This window comes from Rhizobium sp. BK512 (assembly GCF_014194915.1).
Taxonomy (GTDB): domain Bacteria; phylum Pseudomonadota; class Alphaproteobacteria; order Rhizobiales; family Rhizobiaceae; genus Rhizobium.
Genome location: NZ_JACIAS010000001.1, coordinates 159,371 through 183,363 on the forward strand (window position 1 = coordinate 159,371; position 23,993 = coordinate 183,363).

At 62.4% G+C, this 23,993-nt stretch carries 24 protein-coding genes, 1 pseudogene and 1 other annotated feature; of the genes and pseudogenes, 14 read left to right on the forward strand and 11 right to left on the reverse strand.

Going from position 1 to position 23,993, the window contains the following annotated elements; all coding sequences use genetic code 11:
• Positions 1-36 precede the first annotated feature (36 nt).
• From FHX06_RS00845 to FHX06_RS00865, 5 genes are all read left to right on the forward strand, one after another.
• Positions 37-177 (forward strand): hypothetical protein, encoded by a 141-nt coding sequence (locus FHX06_RS00845; RefSeq protein ID WP_183846644.1) that lies wholly within the window; start codon positions 37-39, stop codon positions 175-177.
• A 65-nt stretch (positions 178-242) separates the two neighbouring features.
• Positions 243-425, forward strand: a complete 183-nt coding sequence (locus tag FHX06_RS00850) for a hypothetical protein (RefSeq protein WP_112546748.1) — start codon at positions 243-245, stop codon at positions 423-425.
• Between the two features lie 81 nt (positions 426-506).
• A complete protein-coding gene (locus FHX06_RS00855) occupies positions 507-752 on the forward strand; it encodes a hypothetical protein (protein ID WP_112546749.1) in 246 nt (81 codons plus the stop codon).
• Positions 753-815: 63 nt separating this feature from the next.
• Positions 816-1,715 carry a transglutaminase N-terminal domain-containing protein gene (locus FHX06_RS00860; RefSeq protein WP_183846646.1) on the forward strand — a complete coding sequence of 300 codons (900 nt, stop codon included), beginning with the start codon at positions 816-818 and terminating at the stop codon, positions 1,713-1,715.
• A 67-nt stretch (positions 1,716-1,782) separates the two neighbouring features.
• Entirely contained in the window at positions 1,783-2,592 is an 810-nt protein-coding gene (locus FHX06_RS00865; protein WP_183877686.1) for a transglutaminase-like domain-containing protein, read from the forward strand.
• 102 nt (positions 2,593-2,694) lie between these two features.
• Here the strand turns inward: FHX06_RS00865 and FHX06_RS00870 are convergent, their stop codons facing one another.
• A complete protein-coding gene (locus tag FHX06_RS00870; RefSeq protein WP_246715458.1) occupies positions 2,695-5,583 on the reverse strand; it encodes a PAS domain-containing protein in 2,889 nt (962 codons plus the stop codon).
• Between the two features lie 199 nt (positions 5,584-5,782).
• The gene (locus FHX06_RS00875; RefSeq protein ID WP_183877688.1) at positions 5,783-6,403 is read right to left on the reverse strand and encodes a CatB-related O-acetyltransferase; all 621 of its coding nucleotides are present in this window, start codon (positions 6,401-6,403) and stop codon (positions 5,783-5,785) included.
• A gap of 195 nt (positions 6,404-6,598) precedes the next feature.
• On the opposite strand from FHX06_RS00875, the gene FHX06_RS00880 reads away from it, so the two are divergent.
• Both FHX06_RS00880 and FHX06_RS00885 read left to right on the forward strand, forming a co-directional pair.
• Complete coding sequence (locus FHX06_RS00880) at positions 6,599-6,937, forward strand: YciI family protein (RefSeq protein ID WP_112546753.1); 339 nt, start codon at positions 6,599-6,601, stop codon at positions 6,935-6,937.
• A 131-nt stretch (positions 6,938-7,068) separates the two neighbouring features.
• On the forward strand, positions 7,069-7,602 hold the full coding sequence (locus FHX06_RS00885; RefSeq protein ID WP_112969505.1) for a DUF1269 domain-containing protein: 534 nt from the start codon (positions 7,069-7,071) through the stop codon (positions 7,600-7,602).
• A 164-nt stretch (positions 7,603-7,766) separates the two neighbouring features.
• Here the strand turns inward: FHX06_RS00885 and FHX06_RS00890 are convergent, their stop codons facing one another.
• The 7 genes and pseudogenes from FHX06_RS00890 to FHX06_RS00920 form a co-directional block, all read right to left on the reverse strand.
• Positions 7,767-9,254 (reverse strand): SulP family inorganic anion transporter, encoded by a 1,488-nt coding sequence (locus FHX06_RS00890; RefSeq protein WP_113015246.1) that lies wholly within the window; start codon positions 9,252-9,254, stop codon positions 7,767-7,769.
• Between the two features lie 69 nt (positions 9,255-9,323).
• Positions 9,324-9,379 (reverse strand) — a sequence feature (sul1 is cis-regulatory element that is thought to sense ions involved in sulfur or methionine metabolism; They are found in Alphaproteobacteria).
• Between the two features lie 113 nt (positions 9,380-9,492).
• A complete protein-coding gene (locus tag FHX06_RS00895; RefSeq protein ID WP_246715459.1) occupies positions 9,493-9,645 on the reverse strand; it encodes an abortive infection family protein in 153 nt (50 codons plus the stop codon).
• A 34-nt stretch (positions 9,646-9,679) separates the two neighbouring features.
• On the reverse strand, positions 9,680-11,419 hold the full coding sequence (locus FHX06_RS00900; RefSeq protein WP_183877690.1) for a PAS domain S-box protein: 1,740 nt from the start codon (positions 11,417-11,419) through the stop codon (positions 9,680-9,682).
• A gap of 212 nt (positions 11,420-11,631) precedes the next feature.
• A pseudogene (locus FHX06_RS00905) lies at positions 11,632-13,136 on the reverse strand (DUF1254 domain-containing protein).
• Between the two features lie 57 nt (positions 13,137-13,193).
• Positions 13,194-14,225, reverse strand: coding sequence for a DUF1214 domain-containing protein (locus tag FHX06_RS00910; protein ID WP_183878372.1), 1,032 nt, complete (start codon positions 14,223-14,225; stop codon positions 13,194-13,196).
• 178 nt (positions 14,226-14,403) lie between these two features.
• Positions 14,404-15,237 carry a DUF3883 domain-containing protein gene (locus FHX06_RS00915; protein ID WP_183877692.1) on the reverse strand — a complete coding sequence of 278 codons (834 nt, stop codon included), beginning with the start codon at positions 15,235-15,237 and terminating at the stop codon, positions 14,404-14,406.
• Between the two features lie 8 nt (positions 15,238-15,245).
• Entirely contained in the window at positions 15,246-15,866 is a 621-nt protein-coding gene (locus FHX06_RS00920) for a helix-turn-helix domain-containing protein (RefSeq protein ID WP_183846658.1), read from the reverse strand.
• Between the two features lie 269 nt (positions 15,867-16,135).
• On the opposite strand from FHX06_RS00920, the gene FHX06_RS00925 reads away from it, so the two are divergent.
• The 7 genes from FHX06_RS00925 to FHX06_RS00955 all read left to right on the forward strand — a co-directional run bounded on the left by FHX06_RS00925 (position 16,136) and on the right by FHX06_RS00955 (position 21,877).
• A complete protein-coding gene (locus FHX06_RS00925; protein WP_112546760.1) occupies positions 16,136-16,363 on the forward strand; it encodes a hypothetical protein in 228 nt (75 codons plus the stop codon).
• On the forward strand, positions 16,356-16,568 hold the full coding sequence (locus FHX06_RS00930; RefSeq protein WP_183877694.1) for a hypothetical protein: 213 nt from the start codon (positions 16,356-16,358) through the stop codon (positions 16,566-16,568). Before FHX06_RS00925 ends, FHX06_RS00930 begins: the two co-directional genes overlap by 8 nt.
• A 62-nt stretch (positions 16,569-16,630) precedes the next feature.
• Entirely contained in the window at positions 16,631-17,032 is a 402-nt protein-coding gene (locus tag FHX06_RS00935; protein ID WP_183877696.1) for a helix-turn-helix domain-containing protein, read from the forward strand.
• Positions 17,033-17,137: 105 nt separating this feature from the next.
• Complete coding sequence (locus FHX06_RS00940) at positions 17,138-19,675, forward strand: CHC2 zinc finger domain-containing protein (protein WP_183877698.1); 2,538 nt, start codon at positions 17,138-17,140, stop codon at positions 19,673-19,675.
• A 403-nt stretch (positions 19,676-20,078) separates the two neighbouring features.
• Positions 20,079-20,870 (forward strand): glycosyl hydrolase 108 family protein, encoded by a 792-nt coding sequence (locus FHX06_RS00945; RefSeq protein ID WP_183877700.1) that lies wholly within the window; start codon positions 20,079-20,081, stop codon positions 20,868-20,870.
• A gap of 256 nt (positions 20,871-21,126) precedes the next feature.
• Entirely contained in the window at positions 21,127-21,468 is a 342-nt protein-coding gene (locus tag FHX06_RS00950; RefSeq protein WP_113016803.1) for a hypothetical protein, read from the forward strand.
• A gap of 70 nt (positions 21,469-21,538) precedes the next feature.
• Positions 21,539-21,877, forward strand: coding sequence for a hypothetical protein (locus FHX06_RS00955; RefSeq protein WP_183877702.1), 339 nt, complete (start codon positions 21,539-21,541; stop codon positions 21,875-21,877).
• 70 nt (positions 21,878-21,947) lie between these two features.
• Here the strand turns inward: FHX06_RS00955 and FHX06_RS00960 are convergent, their stop codons facing one another.
• Positions 21,948-23,288, reverse strand: a complete 1,341-nt coding sequence (locus FHX06_RS00960; RefSeq protein ID WP_162738736.1) for a hypothetical protein — start codon at positions 23,286-23,288, stop codon at positions 21,948-21,950.
• A 207-nt stretch (positions 23,289-23,495) separates the two neighbouring features.
• Positions 23,496-23,690, reverse strand: coding sequence for a hypothetical protein (locus FHX06_RS00965; RefSeq protein WP_007818517.1), 195 nt, complete (start codon positions 23,688-23,690; stop codon positions 23,496-23,498).
• Positions 23,691-23,993: the final 303 nt, after the last annotated feature.

The following is a 23,993-nucleotide window of genomic DNA, read 5'->3' on the forward strand; positions in this document are numbered from 1 at the left end:
CTGAACTGCCCCGCATCACCACACCAGGAGGAAACCATGGCCAAGGGCCAAGTGCGCAGCAACAAGGAAACCCGCAAGCCGAAGAAAGACCGATCTGCCTCAGCCTCCCCTGCCGCCGCACCCGGCACGCAGGTCAAGATGGCGAGCAGCAACGCGGGCGGCGACAAGAAGAAATAACGCCCGCCCGCTCCGGCGCGGCGGCCCTTCGGTCGCCACGCCCATCGTCCCCAAAGGATATCAACATGACCACGCACAAGCGCGCAGCGGAACATCTCTTCCGCCCGCCGCAGCCAGACAAGGCTTCTGATGCCGAAAAGCTTCAGGATGTCCGCAGGCGACTGCGCCTGAGACAACGCGAAACCAGGCAGGACGAGCGCCGTCAGCGCCAGAAGACGCGAGCGGGCCTGCCCGCCGCTTCATCCTGAAACCGCGGCCTCCGAAAATCTGAAAAGCTGGAAGACCCTGGAATGGCTTGTCCATGCCAGGAACGAGCAAGGACCATCCACGTGGCAGAATTCGACTATACGATGCAAGCCGGCCTCTACAGCGGCAAGACCCTGCGCGGCACGCGTGCCCCGCGCTACAAACGCTTCGAAACCGCCGCCGAAGCGGTGCGTTTTGCCATGGAAGACATGCCCGGCTCGCAATTGCGCGGCTGCGTGCTGGAAGTGAACGAAGCCCGCTTCGATGAAAGGCAGATCCGCATGCTCTACGAAGCGCCCGCCTATCCGCTTTCGCGCAGAGAGAAGTAACGGGCATAGCGGTTATGTCGCCGCGATCATTCGCGTGCCGCCTCGTATAATCAGGGAGGCAGGATGACGATCTTCTCCGTCCGCCATATCACATCCTACCATTACAAAAAGCCGGTGCATTTCGGCCAGCACCGGCTGATGTTTCGCCCGCGCGACAGCTTCGACCAGACGCTTTTGGGCTGCAGCCTCGATGTCTCTCCTCGGCCTGCTTCCGTGCGCTGGATCCACGATGTCTTCGGCAATTGCATCGCACTCGTCGATATCGCGTCTGCCGCCGCCGAGCTGCGCTTCGAAACCGTCATCCGCCTCGACCATACGGCGCAGGTTCCGCTCGATCTGGAGATCGACCGCAAGGCACTCAGCTTTCCCTTCGCCTATGACGAGGACGAGGCGATCGATCTCGAACGGACCATCGTCAGGCACTATCCCGATGCCGGAGACGAGGTCGGTAAATGGGCGCGCCAATTCGTGCCGCTTGTTCATCAGCCGCGTACCGGCCACATCCTGATGACGCTCTGTTATGCAATCCATGAGAGCTTCAACTATGTCAGGCGCTTCGAGCACGGCACGCAGACGCCCGGCGAGACATTGCTCCTGCGCAGCGGCACCTGCCGCGATTTCGCGTTGCTGATGATGGAGGCGACCCGCTCCCTCGGCTTCGCCGCCCGTTTCGTCACCGGCTATGTCTATGTGCCCGATCGCGATGGCTCAATCACGCTCGGCGGCGGCGCGACCCATGCCTGGTGCCAGGTCTATCTGCCGGGTGCCGGCTGGGTGGAGTTCGACCCCACCAACGGCATCGTCGGAAACCGCGACCTGATCCGCGTCGGTGTGGCCCGCGATCCGCGCCAGGCGGTGCCGCTGTCAGGCAGCTATGACGGCGGATCGCAGGATTTCGACAGCATGCGCGTACAGGTCAACGTCACGACGGAACAGGAATTCGATGCGGCAAGCGGCAGGTGACGGAACGCCTTCCCCGCTCGTGCATTCGCCTGCAGGACATTTCATCCGACCGAAGGGACCACGCCCCATGAAGATCCGCGCAGGCTTTCACATCGGCTATAACTGCAAACACGAAACGCCCATGCTGCTGGTCCTCAACATCCACCCTTCCCGCCGCGTAGACCTGCTGACGGAACAGGCTTTGGCCTTCGACCGGCCGATCGAGGCCTGGTCCTACGTGGATGGTTTCGGCAATTCCTGCAGCCGCACCACGGCGCCGCCGGGGCTGACAACCATCTCCACCGAATTCGAAATCTATGACAACGGTCTGCCCGATCCCGTGCCCGAAGACGCCCTTCAGCACGCGATCGACGATCTGCCTGACGATGTGCTCGTCTACCTGCTCGGCAGCCGCTACTGCGACACAGATCGCCTCGCCGATTTCGCCTGGAAGACCTTTTTCAAGACAGCACCCGGCTGGCCGCGCATCCGGGCGATCCTCGATTTCACCCACAAGCGTATTGCCTTCGACTACCGGAAGGCCGATCCGCTGCGCACCGCCTTCGGCGGCTATACCGACCGCACAGGTGTCTGCCGCGACTTCGCCCATCTCGCCATCACGCTCTGCCGCTGCATGAACATCCCGGCGCGCTACTGCACCGGCTATCTCGGCGATATCGGCGTACCCAGGGATCCGAACCCGATGGATTTCAGCGCCTGGTTCGAAGTCTATCTGAGCGGCCGCTGGTACACGGCCGACGCCCGCCACAACACACCCCGCATCGGCCGCATCCTGATGGCGACAGGCCGCGACGCCACCGACGTCGCCATGTCGACGGCCTTCGGCCCCGCGGTGCTCAAGCGCTTCGAGGTGATCACGGAGGAGATGCCAGGTTGATGTGGTTGGGGCTTGGTCACACATCCACAGCCATGAAAGGTCTGCTTCAGAACGCTTTTGGAAGACCTGCCTGCTTCGTTCGGAACGCTCGAAGCGGCACCCTCACACCTCGCCCTCATCCGGCAAGGTGAATACGAACCGCGTTCCGCGCGGCTCGTTGTCCTCCGCCCACAGCTGCCCGCCATGCGCCTCGACGATCGAGCGGCAGATCGCAAGTCCCATTCCCATGCCCTGCTCTTTCGTGGAAAAGAACGGCTCGAATATCTTGTCGGGAAATTCGATGCCCGCGCCCCGGTCGCTGACCTCGATGCGCATCATCCCTTCCGCCTTGCGCAGGCGCACTTCGAGTACGCTGTCACCGGCAACGGCCTCCATCGCATCCATGCCGTTGCGCATGAGGTTGATGACGACCTGCTGGATCTGCACCCGGTCGAAGGCCACGCCGAGCACGGTATCCGCGCCTTCGATATCGATGCGAACGCCTCGCCGCATCGCCTCCTCGGCGAGAAGATCGCCGACCTCGGTGATGACACGGCCGAGTGTCACGCAATCCCGCTTGTCCTCGACGCGCTTGAACAGGGCGCGCACGCGCGTGACGACGTCGCTTGCCGAATGCGCGCTGACGATGATGCGCTCCAGCGTTTTCTGCGCCCGCTCGATATTCGGCGGATCCATCATCAGCCAGCGCCGGCAGGCATCGGAAGAGCTCATCACGGCAGAGAGCGGCTGGTTGACCTCATGGGCGATCGAGGCCGACAGCTCCGCAAGGCTGGCGGCCTGGCTGGCCCGCGCCAGGCTCTCCTGCGCCGAAAGCAGCTTCTCCTGCGCCCGCACCTCGCCGTCTATATCGAGGCAGACGACATTCCACTGCACGATCGCCCCCTCGGCATCACGCATTGGTGCTGCGCGCGTCTCCACCCAGCGATATTCGCCATCGAAACGTCTGAGGCGATGCCTGCGGGCATAGGGTTCGCCCGTTGCCAGCGAATGGGCATATTTCTCCTTCACGGCGGCGAGTTCGTCAGGATGCACGCCGGCGTCCAGCGTGCCGGCCAGCCGGGATTTGCCCGTCCCGTCGAGCACATCGAGATCGTATCCGAGGAAATCCCGCAGTCTCTGGCTGCGGAAGATCGGTTCGCCATCGGGCGTGGCGCAATCGATCATCGCCGGCAGGGTTTCCACCAGCTGGCGCAGGAAGCGCTCCTGCTCGCGAAGGGCCTCCTGGGTGACAAGCAGATCATGGATATCGGTGCTGACGCCATACCATTGCAGGATGGCGCCGGAGGCGTCGCGCAGCGGTTCCGCCCGCGTCTCGGTCCAGCGGTAGCTGCCGTCGGCGCGGGCCTGGCGGTATCGCTGGACATAGGGTTCACCGGTGGCGAAGGAGTGGCGTACCGCCTGGCGCGCCGCCTCCCGGTCATCGGGATGGATGACGCTGAGCGACGGCGATCCATCCTGCGCAGTGATGTCTTCAAGCGTGGCGCCCGTCACCTCGGTAAAGGGCTTGTTGACATAGGTCGGCAGTCCTTCGGCCGAAGTGGTCCACATCAGCGCCGGCACGGTATCGACAAGCAATTGCAGCTGCCGCTCGCGTTCGCGCAGTGCTGCCTCCGTGCGCTTGTAGGCGTCAATATCGACAGTCACGCCATACCATCCGGTAATGCGCCCCTGCCCGTCCCGTGTTGGCCGCGCCGCCGCCCGGTGCCACACATAGGCGCCATTGGCGCGCAGAACCCGGTATTCGAAATTCCAGTGCTCGCCGGTCCTCAGCGCATGGCGCAGCGTCTCGCCCGCCTCCTCGCTGTCATCGGGATGCACGCCGCGCTGCCAGCCTTGCCGTCCACCCTCGATGAAAGGCTTGCCGTCCAGAAGCAGGTTCAGGTCTTCGAGCGCCATGGCGATCGAGGTCTGCGCGGTCGGCGTCGCATAGGTGAACTGGCCTGAAGCATCCATCGCCCAGGCGCCGCCATAGAGGTTTTCGATGGCGAGTGCGGCGCGCACCGCCTCGCCGGTCTCGCCGAGAGAACTCGCCGTCGTCCAGCGCTCATCCTGCCGTGCAACCGCCGGATCGATATCGACGCTGGTGCCGTATTTCGGCTCCACCCGGAATTCCACCCACTGGTAGCTGCCGTCGGCCTGAAGCTTCCGGAAACTGCTGACCTGGGGAATGCCGTGGAAGAAAGCCCGCGCCCGCGCCTGCTCCACCGTTGCCCGGTCATGCGGATGAACGTCGGACATCGGCGGCAACGCTGTCACATCGTCGGGAGAACCATCGGGAGCATCGGCCGCAATGCCGCCGGCAAGGGGCGCGCTCTCGGCATCGATGACGGTGCCGTACCATCCGGTGATGACACCATTGCCGTCGCGCATCGGCTGACCCGTGCTGCGTGTCCAGCCATAACCGCCGGCCGGCCGCAGCATGCGGTTGTCGACGCTGTAATGCTCGCCCGTCTGCAGGCAACGCCGCCACAGCGCTGCAGAAATCTCATAATCATCAGGGTGGATGGCTCGCCTCCACCCAAAACCCTTGCCGTCATCATTGGCATTGAAATCGTCGAGTCCGAGACCGAGAAAGGCAAGCACGCTCGGCGTCACATAGAGGAAAATACCGTCGGCATCGGTGGCCCAGGCAACGCCGGTAAGCCGCTCGACCGATTTGGCCGCCCGCACCGCATCGGCATCGGGCTTTGCAGGCGTGTTTTCCGAAACGACCGGGCCGAGAGACAGCGATAGCGCAAGGAAAGCAGCCCATGTGAAAGCCGGTTCGCGCAGCTCCGCATCGAACAGTGCTGCCAGCAGCGCGCCGAGAATGGCCACCGCCAGAACCGCATAGAGGAACTTCGCAGCACCGCCCCGCACACAGAGAAAAACGGCGGCGACGGGACCGATCAGCCCGAGCGGCGACGATGTCGCCCAGGATACGGCAACGCCGACAAGGCAGGCGATGACGGCAAACCCCAGTCGCCGGCGAGAAACATCCGGCATCAGCATGCGCTCACCCCGCTATCGGGCACAGGCTGAAAGCGATTGGCACCGGTTTTCGCCCTTGGCGTCCGGTCGCATGGAGGCATGGCTCGATCTGTTCCCATCATGTCCGATTGCAATATCCAGTCCTTGCCGAGGATAGCGCCACCGGAAGCAATTGGAAGGGCGCCGGCAGTCGCAGGGAGCGCCTGTGATCAGGCCCGTTTCAGCGCCGCGAGATCGCGCTTTCCAGCGCCGGCAGATTGGCCTCGATCTTGTCGATCGGCCAGTCCCACCAGGCAAGTTCGAGGATCTCGCTGATGATCTCGACGGGATAGCGCATGCGGATGATGCTCGCCGGATTCCCGCCGACGACTGCATAGGGCGGCACATCGCGGGTGACGACCGAGGAAGCGGCGACGATCGCCCCGGCGCCGATCCTGACACCCGGCATGATGACGGCGTCATGCCCGATCCAGACATCGTGCTCGACCACGGTATCCTTCACCGGCAGGTCCTTGTAGCCGAAGGTCTCCGGCTTGAAGATGCGGAACGGATAGGTGGTGATGCCGCCCATCGGGTGATTGGCCGAACTGGTGATGAAATAGCTGCCGCGGGCAATCTGCACGAACTTGCCGATCACCAGCCGCTCCCGGCAGCCCGGTCCGAGATAGGGCGCAAGGATTTCGGCCGTCTCCTCCAGCTTTCCGTAATGCGTGAAGTAGCTGTAATCGCCGACCTCGATGCGCGGATGATCGATCACATTCTTCAGATACATCGTCGTCTTCGAAACCCTGCCATCGGGATGGGTGACGGGAAAGGCTGAATTCGCATCGAGAAGCGTCATGAAAAGACCTTTGCGCGAGGGTTTTACGGCAGCGGGCGCCGCCGCCGGCCAGAATCCGGAAGCAGGATTCCTATAGCCGATCCATCGGCAGGAACCAAAATCTCTGAAACGATCTGTCGAATTCCATGCCGCGCATTCGTCTGTAAGATGAAGGCAGCCCGGCCGCCCGGCTGTCACCACCCCAGGAGAAATAAGATGCCGCAATATCTGGTCGCCATCCACCTCCCCGACGATTACGCCCCCTGCGCGGAAGACGATGCGCTGCGCCGCGATATCGACGTGCTGAACGAGGAGATGGTGGCCGCCGGCATCAGGACCTTTGTCGGCGGCCTGCAAGCGGTCAGCAAGGCAATGTCGGTGCGCACTGCACCCGACGGCAAGCTGCTCGTCACCGACGGTCCCTATCTCGAAACCAAGGAGCATATCGGCGGCTTCTGGGTGCTGGAATGCGCGGACATGGAACAGGCCCTCGCCTGGGGCCGCAAGGCCGCCATCGCCTGCCGCGCGCCGGTCGAGGTGCGCGCGTTCAATTGACGCCCACAGGCGATTCCCTTCATCGCCCTCTCACATGCGAGTGCTAGCGAAAGCAAATGGCGGCCGCCTTCTGGACAGAGCGCCGCCGACGCCTATCTGCCGCATGTGTAAATTCAACAGGAGGGAAAGCCATGTCAGAACTCGTGGTGCTTGGTTTCGATACCGCCGACAAGGCGGATGCCGTGCTCAACAGGCTCGTCCAGCTTGAGAAGGAATATCTCGTCGATCTCGAAGACGCCGTCGTCGCCGTTCGCGATCCCGCCGGCAAGGTGCGCCTCAAGCAGAGCGTCAATCTTACCGCCACGGGTGCTGCACGCGGCGGCCTCTCCGGCGCGCTTTGGGGCTCGCTCGTCGGCCTGCTCTTCCTCAATCCGCTCGCCGGCATGGTCCTCGGCGGCGCCTTCGGCGCAGGCTCCGGCGCGCTTGCGGGCTCGATGACCGATTACGGCATCGACGACGACCTCATCAAGAAACTCGCCGACACGATCCCCGTCAACAGTTCCGCCCTCTTCCTGCTCTTGCGCAAGGTGCAGCCCGAAAAGGTGCTGGCCGAATTCAAGGGCGAACACGCCACCATCCTGCGCTCCTCGCTCTCGCCGGAGCAGGAAGAGCAGCTGCGCAAGGCGATGGCGACGGAGCCCGTGGTGGCGACGCCTGCCGCCTGAACATCAGACAAGCGGTGCGCCGGCCGGATGTCTGACTCCGCCTTCTGCTATCGCGAAATGTGGGCCTCAGCCTGGGTACCCTACCGCAGCGCTGAGCCAAGGCCTGTACGACCTCTAAAAATGACAGGCCGGGCGCAAACTGCTCCGGCCTGTAAACTCCTGCATCAATGCAACGAGGCGCTGGCTGCCGCCCGCTCATCCTTGTCATGCAGCGCGAAACGATCGACCATGTCGGCGCTCGCCTTGTTGAAGCCAAGCACCTGCACATCGGCACCCGCCTTGCGGAACTTGAGGACCACCTTGTCGAGCGCACCGACGGCGGTGATGTCCCAGAGATGCGCACCGCTGACATCGATGACGACCGTCCTGCCGGCATCGCCAAAGTCGAAAGCGCCGATGAAGCTTTCCGCCGAGGCGAAGAAGACCTGCCCTTCGACGCTATAGGTCACGATACCGGTCTGACTGTCCTCCCGTCTCGCAACGCTGAAGAGCCGCGCCACCTTGCTGGCAAAGAAGATGCCGGACAAGAGCACGCCCACCACCACGCCCTTGGAAAGATCCTGCGTCGCAAGCACGGTCGCGACCGTCGCCAGCATGACGATGGAGGATGTGCCGGGATGCCGTTTCAGATCGACGATCGATTTCCACGAGAAGGTGCCGATCGACACCATGATCATGACGGCAACGAGAGCCGCGACCGGCACGATACGAAGGATATCGTCGAGCACCAAAAGCAGCACCAGCAGGAAAGCGCCAGCCACGAAGGTAGAGAGACGCCCGCGGCCGCCCGAGGTCACGTTGATGACCGACTGGCCGATCATCGCGCAGCCACCCATGCCGCCGAAGAGCGCCGAGACGATATTGCCCGCACCCTGCCCCATGCATTCCTGGCTCTTGTTGCTCGGCGTATCCGTGAGATCGTCGACGATCTGCGCCGTCAAAAGCGACTCCAGCAGACCGACGGCAGCAAGCGCCACCGAATAGGGAAAGATGATCCGAAACGTTTCCCATGTCAGCGGCACGGCGGGCAAGGCAAACGGCGGCAGCGCCGTCGGCATCTCGCCGAGATCGGCCACCGTATGCACATGAATACCGAAGCCGAGCGCGATGCAGGTCACGACGACGATCGCCACCAGCGGCGAAGGAATGGCCTTGGTCACGTAGGGGAAGAGATAGATCACGCCAAGCGCAATGGCGATCAACAGATAGGTCACCTCAGGCACGCCGATCAGCTGCGGCAGCTGCGCCACGAAGATCAGGATCGCCAGCGAATTGACGAAGCCAGTCATGACCGAGCGCGACACGAACCGCATCAGCCGCCCGAGCTTCAGCATGCCGGCAATGATCTGCAAGACGCCCATCAGAATGGTCGCCGCAAACAGATACTGGATGCCATGCTCGCGCACCAGCGGCCCCATAAGCACCGCAGTAGAAGCCGTCGCCGCCGAAATCATCGCAGGCCGCCCGCCGCAAATCGCCGTCACACAGGCAATGGCGACGGAGGCAAACAGCCCGACTTTGGGATCGACCCCGGCAATGACAGAAAAACCGACGGCCTCCGGTATCAGCGCAAGCGCCACGACAATACCTGAGAGAATATCGGCACGAATGTTGGAGAACCACTCCAGCCGGTAGTTTGAAAGAGATCGCATCTGAGAATTTTTCACAGTTGAAGGCAACGACCGGAGGGACCGGTCCTGGGAGGTAAGGTTGCGTTCACGTGTTGTCTGGCGGATCGGCGGCCAGAAGAGCCACCCGGAGTTTCACCGGGTCCTTGTGGATGGGGCGTTGGTAGCGGAGATTGGGTGGGGACGCAATGGTTGATAGAGTAGTATTGTCGTTGGGCGGACCTTGCAACTCACGGCGGAAAAGGCGCCTATGTCGCGGTATTCAAACTCCGTCCGATTTAGCCTGTTCAACCTGGGTGATAAACGTTTCGACTAGAAAGGTTGCCATTGCTCCCGCCATATTTACAGCCAAGTTAGCATGACGGGGAGAAGGACGGACTGGGAGCTTTCCACCTTTCCCGTGAGCATGTGTCATGACAACTTCGCACTGAATCCTCCCGACGTCCCCCTCACCCCCTAACCTTGATCACATCCCCCAACGGCGCCTCCAGCCGAAACTCAAACCCCGCCGCCGCATAGCTCAGCTCCGCCTTCCCCTGAAACGAAGCCGGCAGCAAGCGTCCGATCATCCTCGTCCCGAACCCGTCCCGCGCCGGCGCACTGATGTCAGGCCCGCCGCTCTCCTTCCATTCCAGCGTAAACTGCCCTTCACCCGCGTCATCCCTCCTGACGCCCCACACGAGATCCACCACCCCCGCCTCACTGCTCAGCGATCCATATTTCAAGCTGTTCGTCGCAAGCTCGTGCAGTGTCAGCGTCAGCATCAGCGCCTGCTGCGGCGCAAGGTCGAGATCGGGGCCGGAGATGCGGATGCGCTCGCTGAAATCGCCGACCGAGATCAGGGATGCCTGGACAAGGCTGCGCAGGCTCGCATCCGCCCAGGCCGTCTCCGTCAGGATATCGGTCGCGCGCCCGAGCGAGACGAGGCGCGCGCTGTAGGTCTCGGCCGCCTCGGTGAGATTGTCGGCCTGGCGAAAGGTCTGGTTGGCGATTGATTGCACGAGGCTCAGCACGTTCTTCAGCCGGTGGCCAAGCTCGTGGTTCAGCATCTGCTGGCGCTGGCGGGCGTTCACCCGCTCGGTCACGTCGGCGGCCATGCCGAACCATTCGGCGATCTCGCCCTTGTCGTCGAAGATCGGGATGGCGCGCGAGAAGGTCCAGCCCTCCTCGCCATCGGCACGGCGCACGCGATGTTCAAGCTCGAAGGGCCGCCGTTCGCGGATGGCATGGGCAACCGCTAAGCGCAGCCGCGACCGGTCCTCGGGAAAGAGATAGTCTTCGATCCAGCGCACCGTCGGCCCCTCGACATCGGAGCCGCGGCCATCGAGCTGGCGCATTTCCTGCCAGTCCGGGCTCATGCGGTAGACGGCATCGGAGGTAGCATTGATCAGCGCGCGGGTGCGCTCCTCGCTGCGGCGCATCGCTTCCTCCGCCCGCCGCCGCTGGGTGATGTCCTGCATCACGGTCAAGAGCCGCGGCGGTTTCTGGCTGAGGCGCGAGACGAACATTTCCAGCACCATCTCCTGCGGCTCGGACTCCCGCTCGAAGCGGATGGGCTCGCCCGTCTCCAGCACCCGGTCGTAATCGTCGTACCAGTCCTCCACCTCGTCGGGGAAGAATTCGCGGATCGTGCGGCCGCTGAGATCGGCGATGCCGAACATCGTCTGCATCGCCTTGTTCATGACGATATAGCGATAGTCGCGCAGACCATCGGCGCCGACAGGCAGCCGCTCGATGATGCAGGCGCCTTCGTCGATGGAATCAAACAGCGCCCGGTATTGCACCTCGCTTTCGCGCAATGCTTCTTCCGCCTGCTTCTTCTCCTTGATGTCACGAAAGATGATGGCGACCTGCCGCTCTTCGGCAGCACCGATGCGGAAGGCATAGACCTCGAACCAGCGCCCGCCGAGCGCATCGGCCTGATGCTCGAAGCGGACGGGCTCGCCCGTCAGCGCAACCTTGCCGTAAACATCGAACCAAAATTCCTCGTGGTCGGGCGCAAGCTCCCGCATCGTCCGCCTGGCCGCGCCCGTCAGCCCCGTCTGCCGCTCGAAGGCCGGGTTGATGAGCAGGAAACGATAGTCCCGCGCCCGCCCCTCTTCGTCGAACAACAGCTTGATTGTGCAGAAACCATCATCGATGGAATCGAAGAGAACCCGGTAGTGATGTTCGCTTTCGTTCTCTGCCATTCCCGCCCGACCGGAGCCATTTGGCTCGGTACCTATCCAACCCGCCTTCGCGGCCGCTCGTGTCTGCACCCGCCACAGGCACATGGCTGGATGCAGATGCATCGGCAGCTGATCGCCCGGGCTGATGAACGGCCATTCCTCAAGCAGGAATTAGCGCTGGGCGGATTATTTCCAAGGGAGGTTTCCCCACCGGGCAGCCGATTGTCGGATGCCTATTGCACGGGTTCCAGGTCGCCCGGTTTCCAGCTCTTGTCGAACCAGGGCTCCAGCGGTGCATAGAGCCGCAGGATCACCTGCCAGCTCTTGCCCGGCCGCGTCTGCACCCAGTTGCCCTCATGCCCCTTGGGCGCGTCGGGGCCGAACCAGACGGTGTAGGAGCCATCGGCATGGGCTTGATATCCTTCGAATTGCTGTCGAGGCCGGCCGCCTTCTGATCGGTCTCGAGCATCGAGCGCGTCTGCGCGTCATAGACGGTGAAGGACCAGAATTGCCTAGCGGGCACCGGCCCCGGCAGCGTTACCTTGTAGGTCTTGCCCCCATCGAAATAGGCGCCCGTGGTGTCGCGCACGGCAAAGGCGTAGGCGGAGCCCGTGCCTGGCTTGGCGGCGGCCATCGCCGGGGTGATCCCGGTTGCCGCATAGTGAAAGAGCGTGCGGGCGTCGAGCATGCGCTCGCCATTGTTGAGGAATTGGTAGCTGTTGCCGATGAAGCCGTTGCCCCATTGCCGGTCGGGATAGAATTTCACTCGGGGATCGCGCGAGGAGAACAGGATGGCGCGCGCCGAAGCATTGCCGACAGCGACCGCATCCACGAGGATCGCCTTCATGCGGGCATCCGGCTGGAAAGGCTCGCCCTTCTTGATGCCAATGGCGGCGAAGAGGCCGACGACTTCCGGGTCGAAGGCATCGTCAGGTTCATGCTGGATGACTTCGTTGATCTCCTCATAGAAGTGGAAATCGTTGGAGTGGATGGTGTTGATCTTCTTGCCTGATATGTCGACATAAGTCGTCGCCGGCGGCTTGGCGGCCGCCGAATAAGGATAGACGCGGGCGTGCTCCCTGACCGCCTTCACCGCCGCCGCAACATCGTTATTCTCCACGAACACGCGGCAGAGGATCCAGTTGATGTAGGTCGGCGAGCGGGTGACGAAATAGCCGCTCTCGGGCAGCTTGCCCTTATAGTCGGGCGGCACGAACAGGTATTTGCCGCCCTTGCCCTTGTCGGGACCGGTCAGCCCTACATCGGTAACGAAACGGAAGAAGGCGTCGTCGACCGGCCCGAGCGCATTGGGCGGGATCTCGATGACGACAGGTCCGTCCTTCAGGTCGATGCAGAAGAAATTATAGACCGTGGTGGCATTCGGGGTCAGGAACAGCGAACGCGCATCCATCAGTTCCTCGGTAATGCCGATAGCCTTGTTGTTTTCCACACCCGCCTCGTTCAACCCCTTGCACATGGCATGCAGAGAGGCGGCCGGAATGCCCGAGAGAAAGGCCTGGATGCCGCGTGAGAAATCCAGCTGGTCGTAGACCTTCCGTACGGTCGCATCATCAGGCAGGCCATCGAAGAAATTCAGCGTGCCGATGCGCGTCTCCACCTTGTCGGGCGTGGTGATATCGGCCGGCACATCCGCTTTGTATTCAGGCTCCCCGGCAAGCGCCGGAACGGCCGACAACAGCAGCAGGGCGGCGCCGGCAAGGCGGCTCGGTAGGCTCATGTCTCATCTCCGCTGGATTGTCTGCCAATGATTGTCGCCCGCTCGCTCGTCCCGGCTTCAGCCGGCCGGTTCCGGCGACGGAAAGGTCCATGTGCCATCGAGGATTGCCGCCCGCGGACGGTAGAGCCGCACCGTGTAGTTCCAGTCCTTGCCGGTCGGCAGGCAATTGACGATCCTGCCGTCGCAGCCGCCGAACTGGACGGTAATCGAGCCGTCGGCGCTCTTGGCGGCGGTCACGTTGTTGAGGCTGTAGGCGTTATATGGATTTTTGTCGTAGAAACCCTGCGCATCATAGACGCTGACCGACCAGAACCCATCGACCGGCACATCCTTGACGGTGAGCTTGTAGATGGTCTTGCCGTCATTCTTCGCCGGCGTGACGTTGAGATACCGGGCGTCCTTGTCGGGGTTTCCGCCCCATCCGGCGGCAGCGCCGATCAGATGGCGGATCGGATCGACCTCCGCCTTCGTGCCGAATGCCCGGTCGAAATTGGAGACGGTGGAGGCCAGCACGAGCACGGCATCATGCACCTTCTTCAGGCTCGCCGTATCCCATCGCGGCAGGTCTAGCGCGCCGGAGCCCTCCTGGCTGATCTTGATTGCGTCCTGAAGGCCGTGCACCTGCGCAATATCCTTCTTGTCATTGGGATCGACCAGGATGCGGGTGCCGATCATCACATAGCGCGTGCCGATCGTCTCCTTGTCGAAACTGTGCGCTCCGGGGCCGTAAACCGTCGTCGCATAGTGATCCTGGCTTACCGCCATCAGCGACATGAAGCGGCTGCCGGGGTCAGGCAGATTGAAGGTGACCGGACCGGCATCAAGATCGAAAACGGCGTAGCTGTAGAGAGTGTCGCGGTTGAGCCGGATGACCGAGTGGTCGTCGATTGCGGCCGGTTCCCGGTGATGGACGAGCTTGGCGAGCCCGCCTGCCGCCTTGGCGAGATTGCCGATATAGGTATCGGATTCCGCCCGCACGAAATTGTCGGCAGTGACCTGCACCTTCGCATCGCCCGCCGCCGCTGTCAGCACACTTGCTGAAAGGCTGAACGCGGCAAGGATCGGCAGCGCGCAAATATCGAATTTCATCTTCATGGCTTGCCCCTGTCAGGAATGGGCCGAACCATGAAGCCGTCCGCGCTGCCGTATAAGTACGTTACCGTAACCGCGTGGGCGCTTTACCGTAAATGCCGCCGTAAACGCCGCTCGGGTGACACAAGCGAGCAGTCCCGTCGGGCGTGCCGAGCCCCCATATCCCGCGGGATATTCAGGCAAAGCTCGCCTGAAAGGTCGTCGCGGTCAACGACACATGCGCCTCCAGCGGCGGGTGGAGCTCGAAGGCCCTTGGCTCGCGTGAAAAGTTCCAGAGGCGCAGCAGGCACCATTCGCTGCGCCATTCCTCGGCCGCCGCCAGTTCGTTGCGCGAAATGTGGAAAGGCGTGCGCTCCCAGCCATTCGTCGTCTTCACCTCGATGCGGCGCGGGCGGCCGCCCGGCTCGAAGCTGGCAATGTCGAAGCCGGCACCATCGCCTTCTTCCTCCGATATCCAGCGGATTTTGCGGGCGAGATCCTCCCGGCCGGCGCTGACGAGCATCGCGCGCTCATGCGCCAGCACCCGCTCTTCGCCTGCCTTTCCGAGATTGCGATTGCGCTCGTCGCGGCCGGCGACATCGAACTTGCGGGCAATGAATTGCATCTGCTCCAGCTCCTGCGGCGGAGCCTCGTTGGAAAGCGTCGGCGGCGGCCCCACCCAGAGTGCAGTTTGCTCACGCAGCCCGGATAGCGCCGGCGCGCCGGGAGCCCGTCTCACCCAGCCCTCATTCTGCGAAAGCCAGCGCATGACGGCGTCCACCAGCGCCATCTGGAAATTGAAGGCCGGCTTGTAGCCGTTGATCCAGTCTTCGCCGAGCCCCTTCAGCACGGCGCTGATATTCTGGTGCTTGAATTCGATCGATGTCCGCGTCCGGCCGATCAGCGCCTGCAGCTGCCTGTTGTGCTCCGCCTTGTTGTAGGGCCGGCCGACAAGGTCGTCGGCAAGCATTGCGAAATAATCCGCAACGATCAGCGCATTCTCTTCCTCACTCCAGGGACCGTCTGCCATCATATCCCCTAGGGCACCACCGCCAGCACCGGCGTCGCCGTCGTGAGCACCGCCTCGCCGATCCCGCCATCAGGAAAAACCACCCTCGCCTCGCCGGTCTTGCGGGCGCGGTCGAGCCTGGCGAGGATCTGCCTGCCGCCGGCAAGGCCGCAGATCGAAAGCGAGCCGATCGCGCCGGGCTCGATGCCGTCGGCCGGTGCAAAGAGCAGCACCGCATCGTCCCAGATCGACAGCGACCCGGAGGAGGCCCGCACTTCAGCGGCGATGATCCGCCGGTTGCGGCTGGCGCCGATCGAGAGCTGCGCCTTGTCGAGCACGGCCTGCGGCAAGGGCTGCGGCTCGGCAAGCGAACGGACTTCGCCATCCTCGCCGATCACGGCCGAGAGCAGGATCTTCGGCCCGAGCCCCTCGCCTTCGCGTGTAATTCCGGCATGATGCATGACCTCGGTCACGGATACGCCAAGGAAGCCGGCGATCTCGGCCGCCTCCTCCATCGTCATGCGGCGTTTGCCCGAAAAGGTGCGGGAAACGGCAGACGCATCCTTGCCGAGATGGCGGGCGAGCGAGCGCAGCGATTGCCCCCTGTCATCAAGCTGGCTGTGAAACCAGCTGCCATCGATCTCAGCCATTCAGCGTCCCCATGCTATATGCAGCGTTGCTCATTTGTTGCAAAAAACGCAACGAGGCGCAAGCAACCGCACCGGGCTTTTTAGCGTCAACCTTTGACACGGTTGATCTGTTCAAGTTGTAGCTTCGCCCGCATTTCTGGTGCAGAACGTCACCGCAGGCGCCAAAAATAAAAGATAGGTATTTTTTCCTATTCTGGATTGACGTTGTGATTTCGACAACATAATCTCAACCACAACAACAAGAGCCGCATGGCAGGAGGAAGATCAGCATGGCAAAGGCCCGGACGCCCTGGCAGAAGGTTGCCGCCAAACTGGCGCTGACGCCGAGCGGGCTCGCAGCCGAGCTCAAGCGCCATCGCTCCAAGATTTCGCGGGCACTGAGGGATGAGCGCGGCCTCATCAATGGTCGCGACCAGCTGATGCTTCTGCAGGCGGCAAGGCGCCTTGGCGTTTCGCTCACGCTCGCCGACCTCATGCCGGAGGAAGAGGATGCGTAGGGAGCCGCTCTCCATGCTGGCGCAGTCCGAGCTGATCGATGCGCTCGTCGGGCGCTGCGTCATGCGCGGCGGGGCGGTCGCCGCCGAAACGCTGCTTTCCATCGATCGCAAAGATGTCGACGACCTCGTGCATCTCGCCAACCGGCTGCGCCGCCTTGCCCTCTTCGAAGACCGCATCCGGGCGATGGTGATGGCCTCTTCCTAGGCGCTGCCACGCCGGCACCAATTCGCATTGTCACAAGAATTCCAGATCCAGTGAGGCTCCATATGCAGACGATCACCACACGCCCGACCCCATCGGCGGGCCCCGCCCCTCTTACAATAACCCGGCCCCTGCTCTGCCCCTGCTGCAAGCAGCCGGTCACCACGCCCCAGCCCGAGATCGTCATCGATCACTTCGGCCTGACGCCGATGGAAGGCCGCATCTTCCATGCGGTCTGGAAGGGCAAGGGCATGCCCGTCATCACCGAGCGCATCTTCACCGCCATGTATATCGACGATCCCGATGGCGGCCCTTCGCCGGACAAGATGTATCTCGCCTTCAAGGTTGCCCTTTGCCACCTGCGCCAGAAGCTCGAAGGCTCCGGCATCGGCATTGCCAATGTCGGCTATCGCCGCGGCTACCGGCTGGTGCTGGAAGGCAAGTTTCCCAATTCCTCCTCGCGATAAGCCGCCCGCCCGACAATCCCCGAAAGCGCGAAATGACCATGGCCGCCGCCCGCACTGCGCCGGCCATGTTGCGATAACGACAACATTCCTTGCAAGAGCCGCAACATGCCTGCAGATCTCGAACGGCTTCGCCGCGATGTGTCGCTGTCTGAGACGGCGGCGCGCTATGGCTGCAGGCTGCAGAGGAACGGGCATGAGCATATCGCCTGCTGCCCCTTCCATGCCGAGGAAACTCCCTCCTTCACCATCTTCAGGGGGCAGGACGGCATCGAGCGCTTCCATTGTTTCGGCTGCGGCGCCGGCGGCGATGTGCTCGATTTCGTGCGACAGATCAAGGGCGTCGATCTGGCGGAAGCCATCCGCCTTCTCGACGGCGGCAGCCGTTCCGATGGCGCCGGGCATATCAGGCCGAACATAGTCCCGCGCGTGCAGCAGGTGCGCGATCCCTATGAAGGCATCACACCGCTTCCGCCTCCCTCCGAGCCGGTCACACCCGGCGTCCGCATCCGCCTCTACAACCCCAAGCGCAAGGGCGACCGCTCCGAATGGGGCGCTTTCGCTCCCTCCATGGTCTTTCCCTATCGGCAGGCCGATGGCGCCCTGATCGGCTATGTGCTGCGCCATGACCTGCCCGACGAGGGCAAGGAAACGCCGATGGTCATGTTCGTCCGCCTGCCGGACGGCAAGGAGACCTGGTGCCGCTACCCCTTTCCCAGGCCGCGCCCGCTCTACGGCCTCGAAACGCTCGGCAAGACAAAGCAGGTGATCGTCGTCGAGGGCGAGAAATGCCGCGACCGGCTCGCGAAAAAATCCGGCCGCACCGTTCTTTCCTGGGCCGGCGGCACGCAGGGCGTCAAACATACGGACTGGTCGCCGCTATCGGGCCGCGATGTGGTCATCTGGCCGGATTTCGATGCGCCCGGCCTTTCGACGGCAGACGAGATCGCAGCCCTCCTCTTGAGCCTCGGCGCGCGCGTCCGGCTGACGGGTCTTACCGATGCCGGAGCAGCCTCCGATCTCGGCCATTTCACCTATGCCGACTGGCAGGCGGGCCGTCTTCCCTGCCGCGGCTGGGACAGCGCCGATGCCGTCGATGCCGGCTGGACGCGCCTGGAGCTCGATGCCTTCATGCGCGCCACGATCCGCCGCCACCTGGCCGCGCCGGTCGAGCCGCCGCCGGCGACAGAAGAACCGGAGCAGAGCGCACCGAAGGCCCCGCCCGTGGGCGCCGATGGCATAGACAGCATGCCGGAATGGTTTCCGAGCCAGCCTTTCGGCTCCGAAGTCTGGCTGGCGCGCATCTTCAACGAACATCTGGCGAAAGCCTGCGGCGGGCGGATCGTGCGCGCCGACGGCAGGTTCTGGGCCTATGGCCCCTCCGCCTGGCGCTCCATCTCCGAACAGAAGATCCGCCTTGCCATGCATGCCTTCGATGCCATTGGCATCGGCCCGAAGGAAAAGCCGCTGAAGCTCGGCCGGCACATGATCGACGGCATCGTCAACGAATTCGGCACACGCACCACCGAGGCCGGCTTCTTCGGCAATTCCGCCATCGGCGTCAATGCGCTGAACTGCACCATCACCCTCGATGAGGCCGGCAAGGTGACCTGCCGCGCGCACGACCCTGATGACCGCTTCCGCTTCACGATCGCAGCGGATTACAACCTGCATACCGAAAGCCATCCGCCCGAGGGCTCGCTCCTGCACAAACTGCTCCACGGCGCCTTTCAGGGTGATCCCGATGCCGCCGGCAAGATCGACCTCGTGGCCGAAATGCTGGGAGCGGCCGCCTTTGGTCTCGCCACCCGCATCCGCCAGCCGAAAGCCTTCATCCTGCTCGGCGAGACCGCGAGCAACGGCAAATCGACCATCGCCTCGCTCTTTCGCGCGCTGCTGCCGGAAGGGGCCGTCTCCTCCATTTCGCCCGCCTTCTTCAATGATGAAAAGCGCATCATCAATCTCGCCGGCAAGGCGGCGAACGTCGCAGACGAGCTGAGTGCTGCGGCCATCGCGGGCGAAGAGTTCAAGGCGGCCGTCACCGGCAACCCGATTGAGGGCCGCAGCCTCTACAAGGATGTCGAAAGTTTCATCCCCCGTGCGCTGCATTGCTTCACGACCAATACCCTGCCCCGCTTCAATGGCGGCATAGATCGAGGCCTGCGCCGCCGCCTCGTCGTCATCCAGTTCAATCGCAGCATTCCCGAGCATGAGGTCATTCCCGATATTGCCGAGCGCATCGCAAGGGAAGAGCTGGAACTGCTGCTCGGCCTTGCCGTATCGGGCGCCCAGCGGCTGAAGCGCAACGGCCACTACACCATTCCTGCAAGCTCGAAGGAGGCGCTGAACGCCTGGCTGCTGCTCGACCCGCTCAACGAATGGTTCGATATCCGCATCGAACCCGCGGAAATCGAGCCATCGGGCGGCTGGCTGCGCACGGCCAAACTTTTCGAGGATTTCCGCAAATGGGCGATCGACCAGGGCTACCGCGAAAACTTCCTGCCGCCCGTCAACACCTTCTCCCAGCGCCTGAAATCCATGCCCGACGTGCGCCTGGTACGGTTTGCAAACGGCATGGTGGCCCAAGGGGTGATCCTGAAGGAAGTCGCACTTGCCGCTGCCAACAATTATGCCGACGTGTTCTGAGCCCTGCCGTGTGGTGTGAAACTCGCGCCGTCCGCTCTGCGCAAAAGACGAAGGCCTCCCTAGCCCAATATGATTAGGAACGATCCGCCCGGAATTCGGGTTGTTTTGTCGGCCCCTCAGTGGCCGGCCGCCGCGCCCCACTCCGCCTTCCTGTAGCGGAGGCGGCGGCCACTCTTTTCCCCCTCAGCCAGATCCGCAGGCGCCGCGATCCTCGCGTCCCGAACGGCCATCGAAGATGCCTGCCGGGCCCCGCATCCGGCCCCGCTTCCTCACATCGGCAACAGCCGCCGCATTGCCGCTTCAACACCTGATCTGCCGGCCGCTCCGCCTGCTGTCACCATGCCACGACCACAACTGTTGCGGTCGGAAGGTTGTCGCGATCCGATCGACAAAGGAACGTGACATGACCGCGGCAAATTTTCCCGAATGCCTCTCCATCACGCTTGCATCGGAAGGCGGCCTCTCCACCGAGCGTACCGACCCCGGCAACTGGACCGGCGGCAGGATCGGCAAGGGCACGCTGAAAGGCACCAAATACGGCATCTCCGCAGCCGCCTTCCCAAATCTCGACATCCGCAACCTCACCCTCGACGACGTCAGCCCCATCTACAAGGCGAAATACTGGGACCAGATCGGCGGCGACACCCTGCCCCCGGGCTTCGACCTCGCCACCTTCGACTACGCCGTCAATTCCGGCCCCGCCCGGGCCCTCCGCGACGCCCAGACCGTGATCGGCGCCCCCGCCGACGGCAAAACCGGCCCCATCACCCGCGTGCACGCAGCCACTGCCGGCGTGAAAGAAATCAAGGCGCTCTGCGCGAGAAGGCTGGGCTTCATGCAGAGCCTGGCCATCTGGAAAACCTACGGCAAGGGCTGGAGCGCACGCGTGGCGAAGATCGAGGCGAAAGCCGTGGCGATGTATCTCCGTGGACAGCCGGGTGTGGATGCCAAGGCCGTGCTGGCGGACGAGGCGGACAAGGCGGAGAAGACGGCGGGTACGCTGCAGAAGGCGGGCGCCGCAATCGCAGTGTCGGCATCGGGCGGCGCTGGCACGGGCGCGGCGCTGCCGGCCGAGCCGAATTTGCTCGTGCTTGGCGTGGTGATGGTTCTTGGACTGGTCGTGGCGGCTATGCTGGTCGTGAAGGCCGCAAGAGAGAAGGAACGCGCAGAGGCATACCGGGCGGCCGGGCGGTAACGACGGAAGCTGGTCCCCTCGGATGTGAACGTCACCGGCTCGCTGAGCAGCCCCATACATCCCTTTATCCCCCAAGGTGCTTCCGCGAAGCGCCTGTCGTTCGCTACTAAACACGCGTTTTCCTGAGGTTTTCAACCAAATCTAGAAGAAATAAGAAATTGCAAAGAACAGAATTCCCGCGTTACGAGAATCAAAATAAAGATACCCCGCCAATCACAGCACAAGAGGCTGTGCGCAGCATAATTGAGGGATAATCATGCGCGCCTATATTGCATTGACATTGATTGCCACCGGATTGCTCACCGGCTGTGTGCCGACCGAGAAACAATATGATGCAGCTGTCAGAGTGGCGCGGGGCAGCGAGAGTCAGAGAAACGGGCTTTTGAACGAGTGTATCAGGCAGCTCGGCTTATCCGACACGAAGGCCCGCCATAACGCCGCACTCTTTCTGAACGTGGCAGAAAAAGACGCTCCGAAGATTGCCTGTGGCCGATACACAAATGCGATCGTTTCCGGCGACATATCCTACCAGGATATGCTCGACATCAAAAATCACCGCTACACCCCGAAGCTGATCAAGATCTTCCGGGGCGGTTGAGGCAGACGCTTCGAGATGCCTCGCCAATCACAGCAAAAAACACTGTCCGCAGCATAATTGAGGAATAATCATGCGTGCCACTATTGCAATAACATTGATTGCCGGACTGCTCGCAGGCTGCGCGCCGACGCAGCAGGAATATCAAGCCACTGTCACGGCGCTGCAAGGCAGTCCTCGGTTGAGGAGCGAGGCGCTTAACAATTGCGTCCAGCGTCTGAGCAGGCTCGACAAGAGCACGCTTCACGACGGCGCCGTTCTCATGAACGTCTCGGATAAGGATGCGCCTCGGGTCGGCTGCGCGCGCATGCAAAAAGCTCTGGTCTCCGGCCGGGCAACCTATCAGGATGCGGTCGATATCACGAACAACCGCATGACGCCGAGAGTCATCAAGATCTTCCAGGACCGCTAAGGCGGAAAGCGTCAAATGTCGCTATGCGCCCGCCCTTGCGAACGGAAGGGCGGGCGCAGGGCGGCAAGACTCAGCCGCTCCATGACATGGCGGTCCTCGCCCAGTTGCCGCGCTGCGCCTCCGGAACGGGATCGATCCTGTTGAGCCTCATCGCTATCGAGCAAACCTCTTCGTCGCTGAGTTCGGCAGGTTTCGCCAGCTTGTTCAATTCGTCCATGGTCACGCCCAGGCGCTGCGTGATCATCTGCACGATGTCCTCAGCGGTGAGCGTAACGGCCGCAGGCCCCCGCACCTTTCCGTCCTCATAGGCCAGGCGCTTGGCTTCCATAACTTGCCAATAGCTCTCCTTGACCTGTGGAACGGCCTGTGCGGCCTGAGACACCCGCAGGCTCATGAGATCCTTGCAGCCCTGCGGATAATATCGCGCGAGAGCCTCGTTGAGCGCAGCTGTCTTCTTCAAGACATCGATAGCAATGGCATCGCTTGCGCGCGACAGCGCAGGATTGCCGTATTTCGCCACCATGGCAGCTACTTGCGCTCGCGGATCGATCTTGCCCCCCGAGGCTTCGACCTTGGCAAACAGCTGCCGCGTTTCAGCTTCGTGATCCATGAAGACCGCGTGAACGAAAGGATTGATACCGGCGAGAACCTTCATCTCCTTTTCGAAGGAGCCAGCCTTCTTTTCCTGCGCAACCGCACCCGGTGTGGCCTTCCCACCTGCGGCTGGCTTCCTCTTTTGCAGGGATGGACCGCCCCCGAGCCACGCCCTCCCCCAATCGCCCTGCAGCTCTTTCGGCAGAGCGCCGACATTGTTGAGCTTCTTTGCAAGAGCGCACATGTCTTCGTCGGTCACGTCGATAGGGGCCGTCAGCGACTTGAACACCTCGTCCGCAGTCATCCCAAGATACTGCGTCATGATGACGTGTCGTTTTTCGAAGGTCATCACTCCCATATCAGCACGGAACTTCCCGTCCTGATAGGCATAAGCTTTCGCTCTTAGATCAGCCATGCGCCCGTCTCTGACTTCGGGAACCAAGGCCCAGTTCGGCATATTGCCCGTGAAGAAATACTCACAGCCTTCGGGATATTTTTCGGCCACGATGTCGACAAGTGCAGCGGTCTTGTTCATGGCTAAGATCACACTACTGTCGCCGGCGCGCCCAAGGGCGGGACTGCCGTATGTCGCGATCACCTCGGCGAGAATGTTCCGCTCCTCATACACATCGGCCCACCCTTCCCCATAGACTTTCCGCGCCACATCCATGTGATCCTGATAGATAGCCTGCAGAAGAGGATTGATCCTCCCCATGAAACGAACCACCCCTTCCAACGGGTCCTTCTTCGCATCTTGCGCAAATGCGCCTGATGCGAAGACCGTGATCGCCGCTAACAGCAACAATAATCTTTTCATGAAATCCCACCCCAAATAGTTGCAATTCTTTTATGTCTGAAATTTCAGGCCGTCCACGGCCCACTCGGAAAATGGTAAAAATATCAGGGGAATGCGCGCGATGCCTCGGCGGCGGCGGCTTGCACATCCCGCAGCGTCAGCCCCCACAGATGATATCGAACGGCAGATTTCGGCCCCCCGTTCGGGCACTCACAAGGATAGTCCACCTCAGCTATTCAGCTTCAGCGCCAGCTGCTGCCCGCCAAACACCTTCAGCACATGTTTGTTGATCGGCCGCATCGCCTCGATGCGGCGTTGCTCTTCCCGCCTGCGCGCTTCGTGACGCTCGCGGTCTGCGCGCAGCTGCGCGGCAAAGGCCATGGCCTTGTCTGCTGCTCCTGAATAACTCGGGCTTGCTGCCATCGAACTCTCCATCAGAACATAGATGAGAACGTTTATTTGTTCTCATTTTGTTCTCATTTTCGGAGAAGTCAAGACGATCGTTTCAGGGCAATACAAAAGGTAGGGTTCCGGCGCGGGAAGAGCGGTGCCGGCAAATAGATGGGAAAGCGCCAAGTCTTTGACGCGAAAAAACTATTCTTTGGTCTGCAGCCACACCATGGCGAAAGACATCAGGCCGCAAAGCGTAGCGATCAGAAGCAGGTTGTCCATCGAAATCCTCCTATTTGTGGCAGAAACGCGGCAGGAGGATTTTGGTTCAATTGC

Excerpts from the sequence above, each read along its gene's own strand:
- FHX06_RS00845 (WP_183846644.1), top strand. The coding sequence starts at position 37 with ATGGCCAAGGGCCAAGTGCGCAGCAACAAGGAAACCCGCAAGCCGAAG.
- FHX06_RS00850 (WP_112546748.1), top strand. The coding sequence starts at position 243 with ATGACCACGCACAAGCGCGCAGCGGAACATCTCTTCCGCCCGCCGCAG.
- FHX06_RS00860 (WP_183846646.1), top strand. The coding sequence starts at position 816 with ATGACGATCTTCTCCGTCCGCCATATCACATCCTACCATTACAAAAAG.
- FHX06_RS00865 (WP_183877686.1), top strand. The coding sequence starts at position 1,783 with ATGAAGATCCGCGCAGGCTTTCACATCGGCTATAACTGCAAACACGAA.
- FHX06_RS00870 (WP_246715458.1), bottom strand. The coding sequence starts at position 5,583 with ATGCTGATGCCGGATGTTTCTCGCCGGCGACTGGGGTTTGCCGTCATC.
- FHX06_RS00875 (WP_183877688.1), bottom strand. The coding sequence starts at position 6,403 with ATGACGCTTCTCGATGCGAATTCAGCCTTTCCCGTCACCCATCCCGAT.
- FHX06_RS00880 (WP_112546753.1), top strand. The coding sequence starts at position 6,599 with ATGCCGCAATATCTGGTCGCCATCCACCTCCCCGACGATTACGCCCCC.
- FHX06_RS00885 (WP_112969505.1), top strand. The coding sequence starts at position 7,069 with ATGTCAGAACTCGTGGTGCTTGGTTTCGATACCGCCGACAAGGCGGAT.
- FHX06_RS00890 (WP_113015246.1), bottom strand. The coding sequence starts at position 9,254 with ATGCGATCTCTTTCAAACTACCGGCTGGAGTGGTTCTCCAACATTCGT.
- FHX06_RS00895 (WP_246715459.1), bottom strand. The coding sequence starts at position 9,645 with ATGACACATGCTCACGGGAAAGGTGGAAAGCTCCCAGTCCGTCCTTCT.
- FHX06_RS00900 (WP_183877690.1), bottom strand. The coding sequence starts at position 11,419 with ATGGCAGAGAACGAAAGCGAACATCACTACCGGGTTCTCTTCGATTCC.
- FHX06_RS00910 (WP_183878372.1), bottom strand. The coding sequence starts at position 14,225 with ATGAAATTCGATATTTGCGCGCTGCCGATCCTTGCCGCGTTCAGCCTT.
- FHX06_RS00915 (WP_183877692.1), bottom strand. The coding sequence starts at position 15,237 with ATGGCAGACGGTCCCTGGAGTGAGGAAGAGAATGCGCTGATCGTTGCG.
- FHX06_RS00920 (WP_183846658.1), bottom strand. The coding sequence starts at position 15,866 with ATGGCTGAGATCGATGGCAGCTGGTTTCACAGCCAGCTTGATGACAGG.
- FHX06_RS00925 (WP_112546760.1), top strand. The coding sequence starts at position 16,136 with ATGGCAAAGGCCCGGACGCCCTGGCAGAAGGTTGCCGCCAAACTGGCG.
- FHX06_RS00930 (WP_183877694.1), top strand. The coding sequence starts at position 16,356 with ATGCGTAGGGAGCCGCTCTCCATGCTGGCGCAGTCCGAGCTGATCGAT.
- FHX06_RS00935 (WP_183877696.1), top strand. The coding sequence starts at position 16,631 with ATGCAGACGATCACCACACGCCCGACCCCATCGGCGGGCCCCGCCCCT.
- FHX06_RS00940 (WP_183877698.1), top strand. The coding sequence starts at position 17,138 with ATGCCTGCAGATCTCGAACGGCTTCGCCGCGATGTGTCGCTGTCTGAG.
- FHX06_RS00945 (WP_183877700.1), top strand. The coding sequence starts at position 20,079 with ATGACCGCGGCAAATTTTCCCGAATGCCTCTCCATCACGCTTGCATCG.
- FHX06_RS00950 (WP_113016803.1), top strand. The coding sequence starts at position 21,127 with ATGCGCGCCTATATTGCATTGACATTGATTGCCACCGGATTGCTCACC.
- FHX06_RS00955 (WP_183877702.1), top strand. The coding sequence starts at position 21,539 with ATGCGTGCCACTATTGCAATAACATTGATTGCCGGACTGCTCGCAGGC.
- FHX06_RS00960 (WP_162738736.1), bottom strand. The coding sequence starts at position 23,288 with ATGAAAAGATTATTGTTGCTGTTAGCGGCGATCACGGTCTTCGCATCA.
- FHX06_RS00965 (WP_007818517.1), bottom strand. The coding sequence starts at position 23,690 with ATGGCAGCAAGCCCGAGTTATTCAGGAGCAGCAGACAAGGCCATGGCC.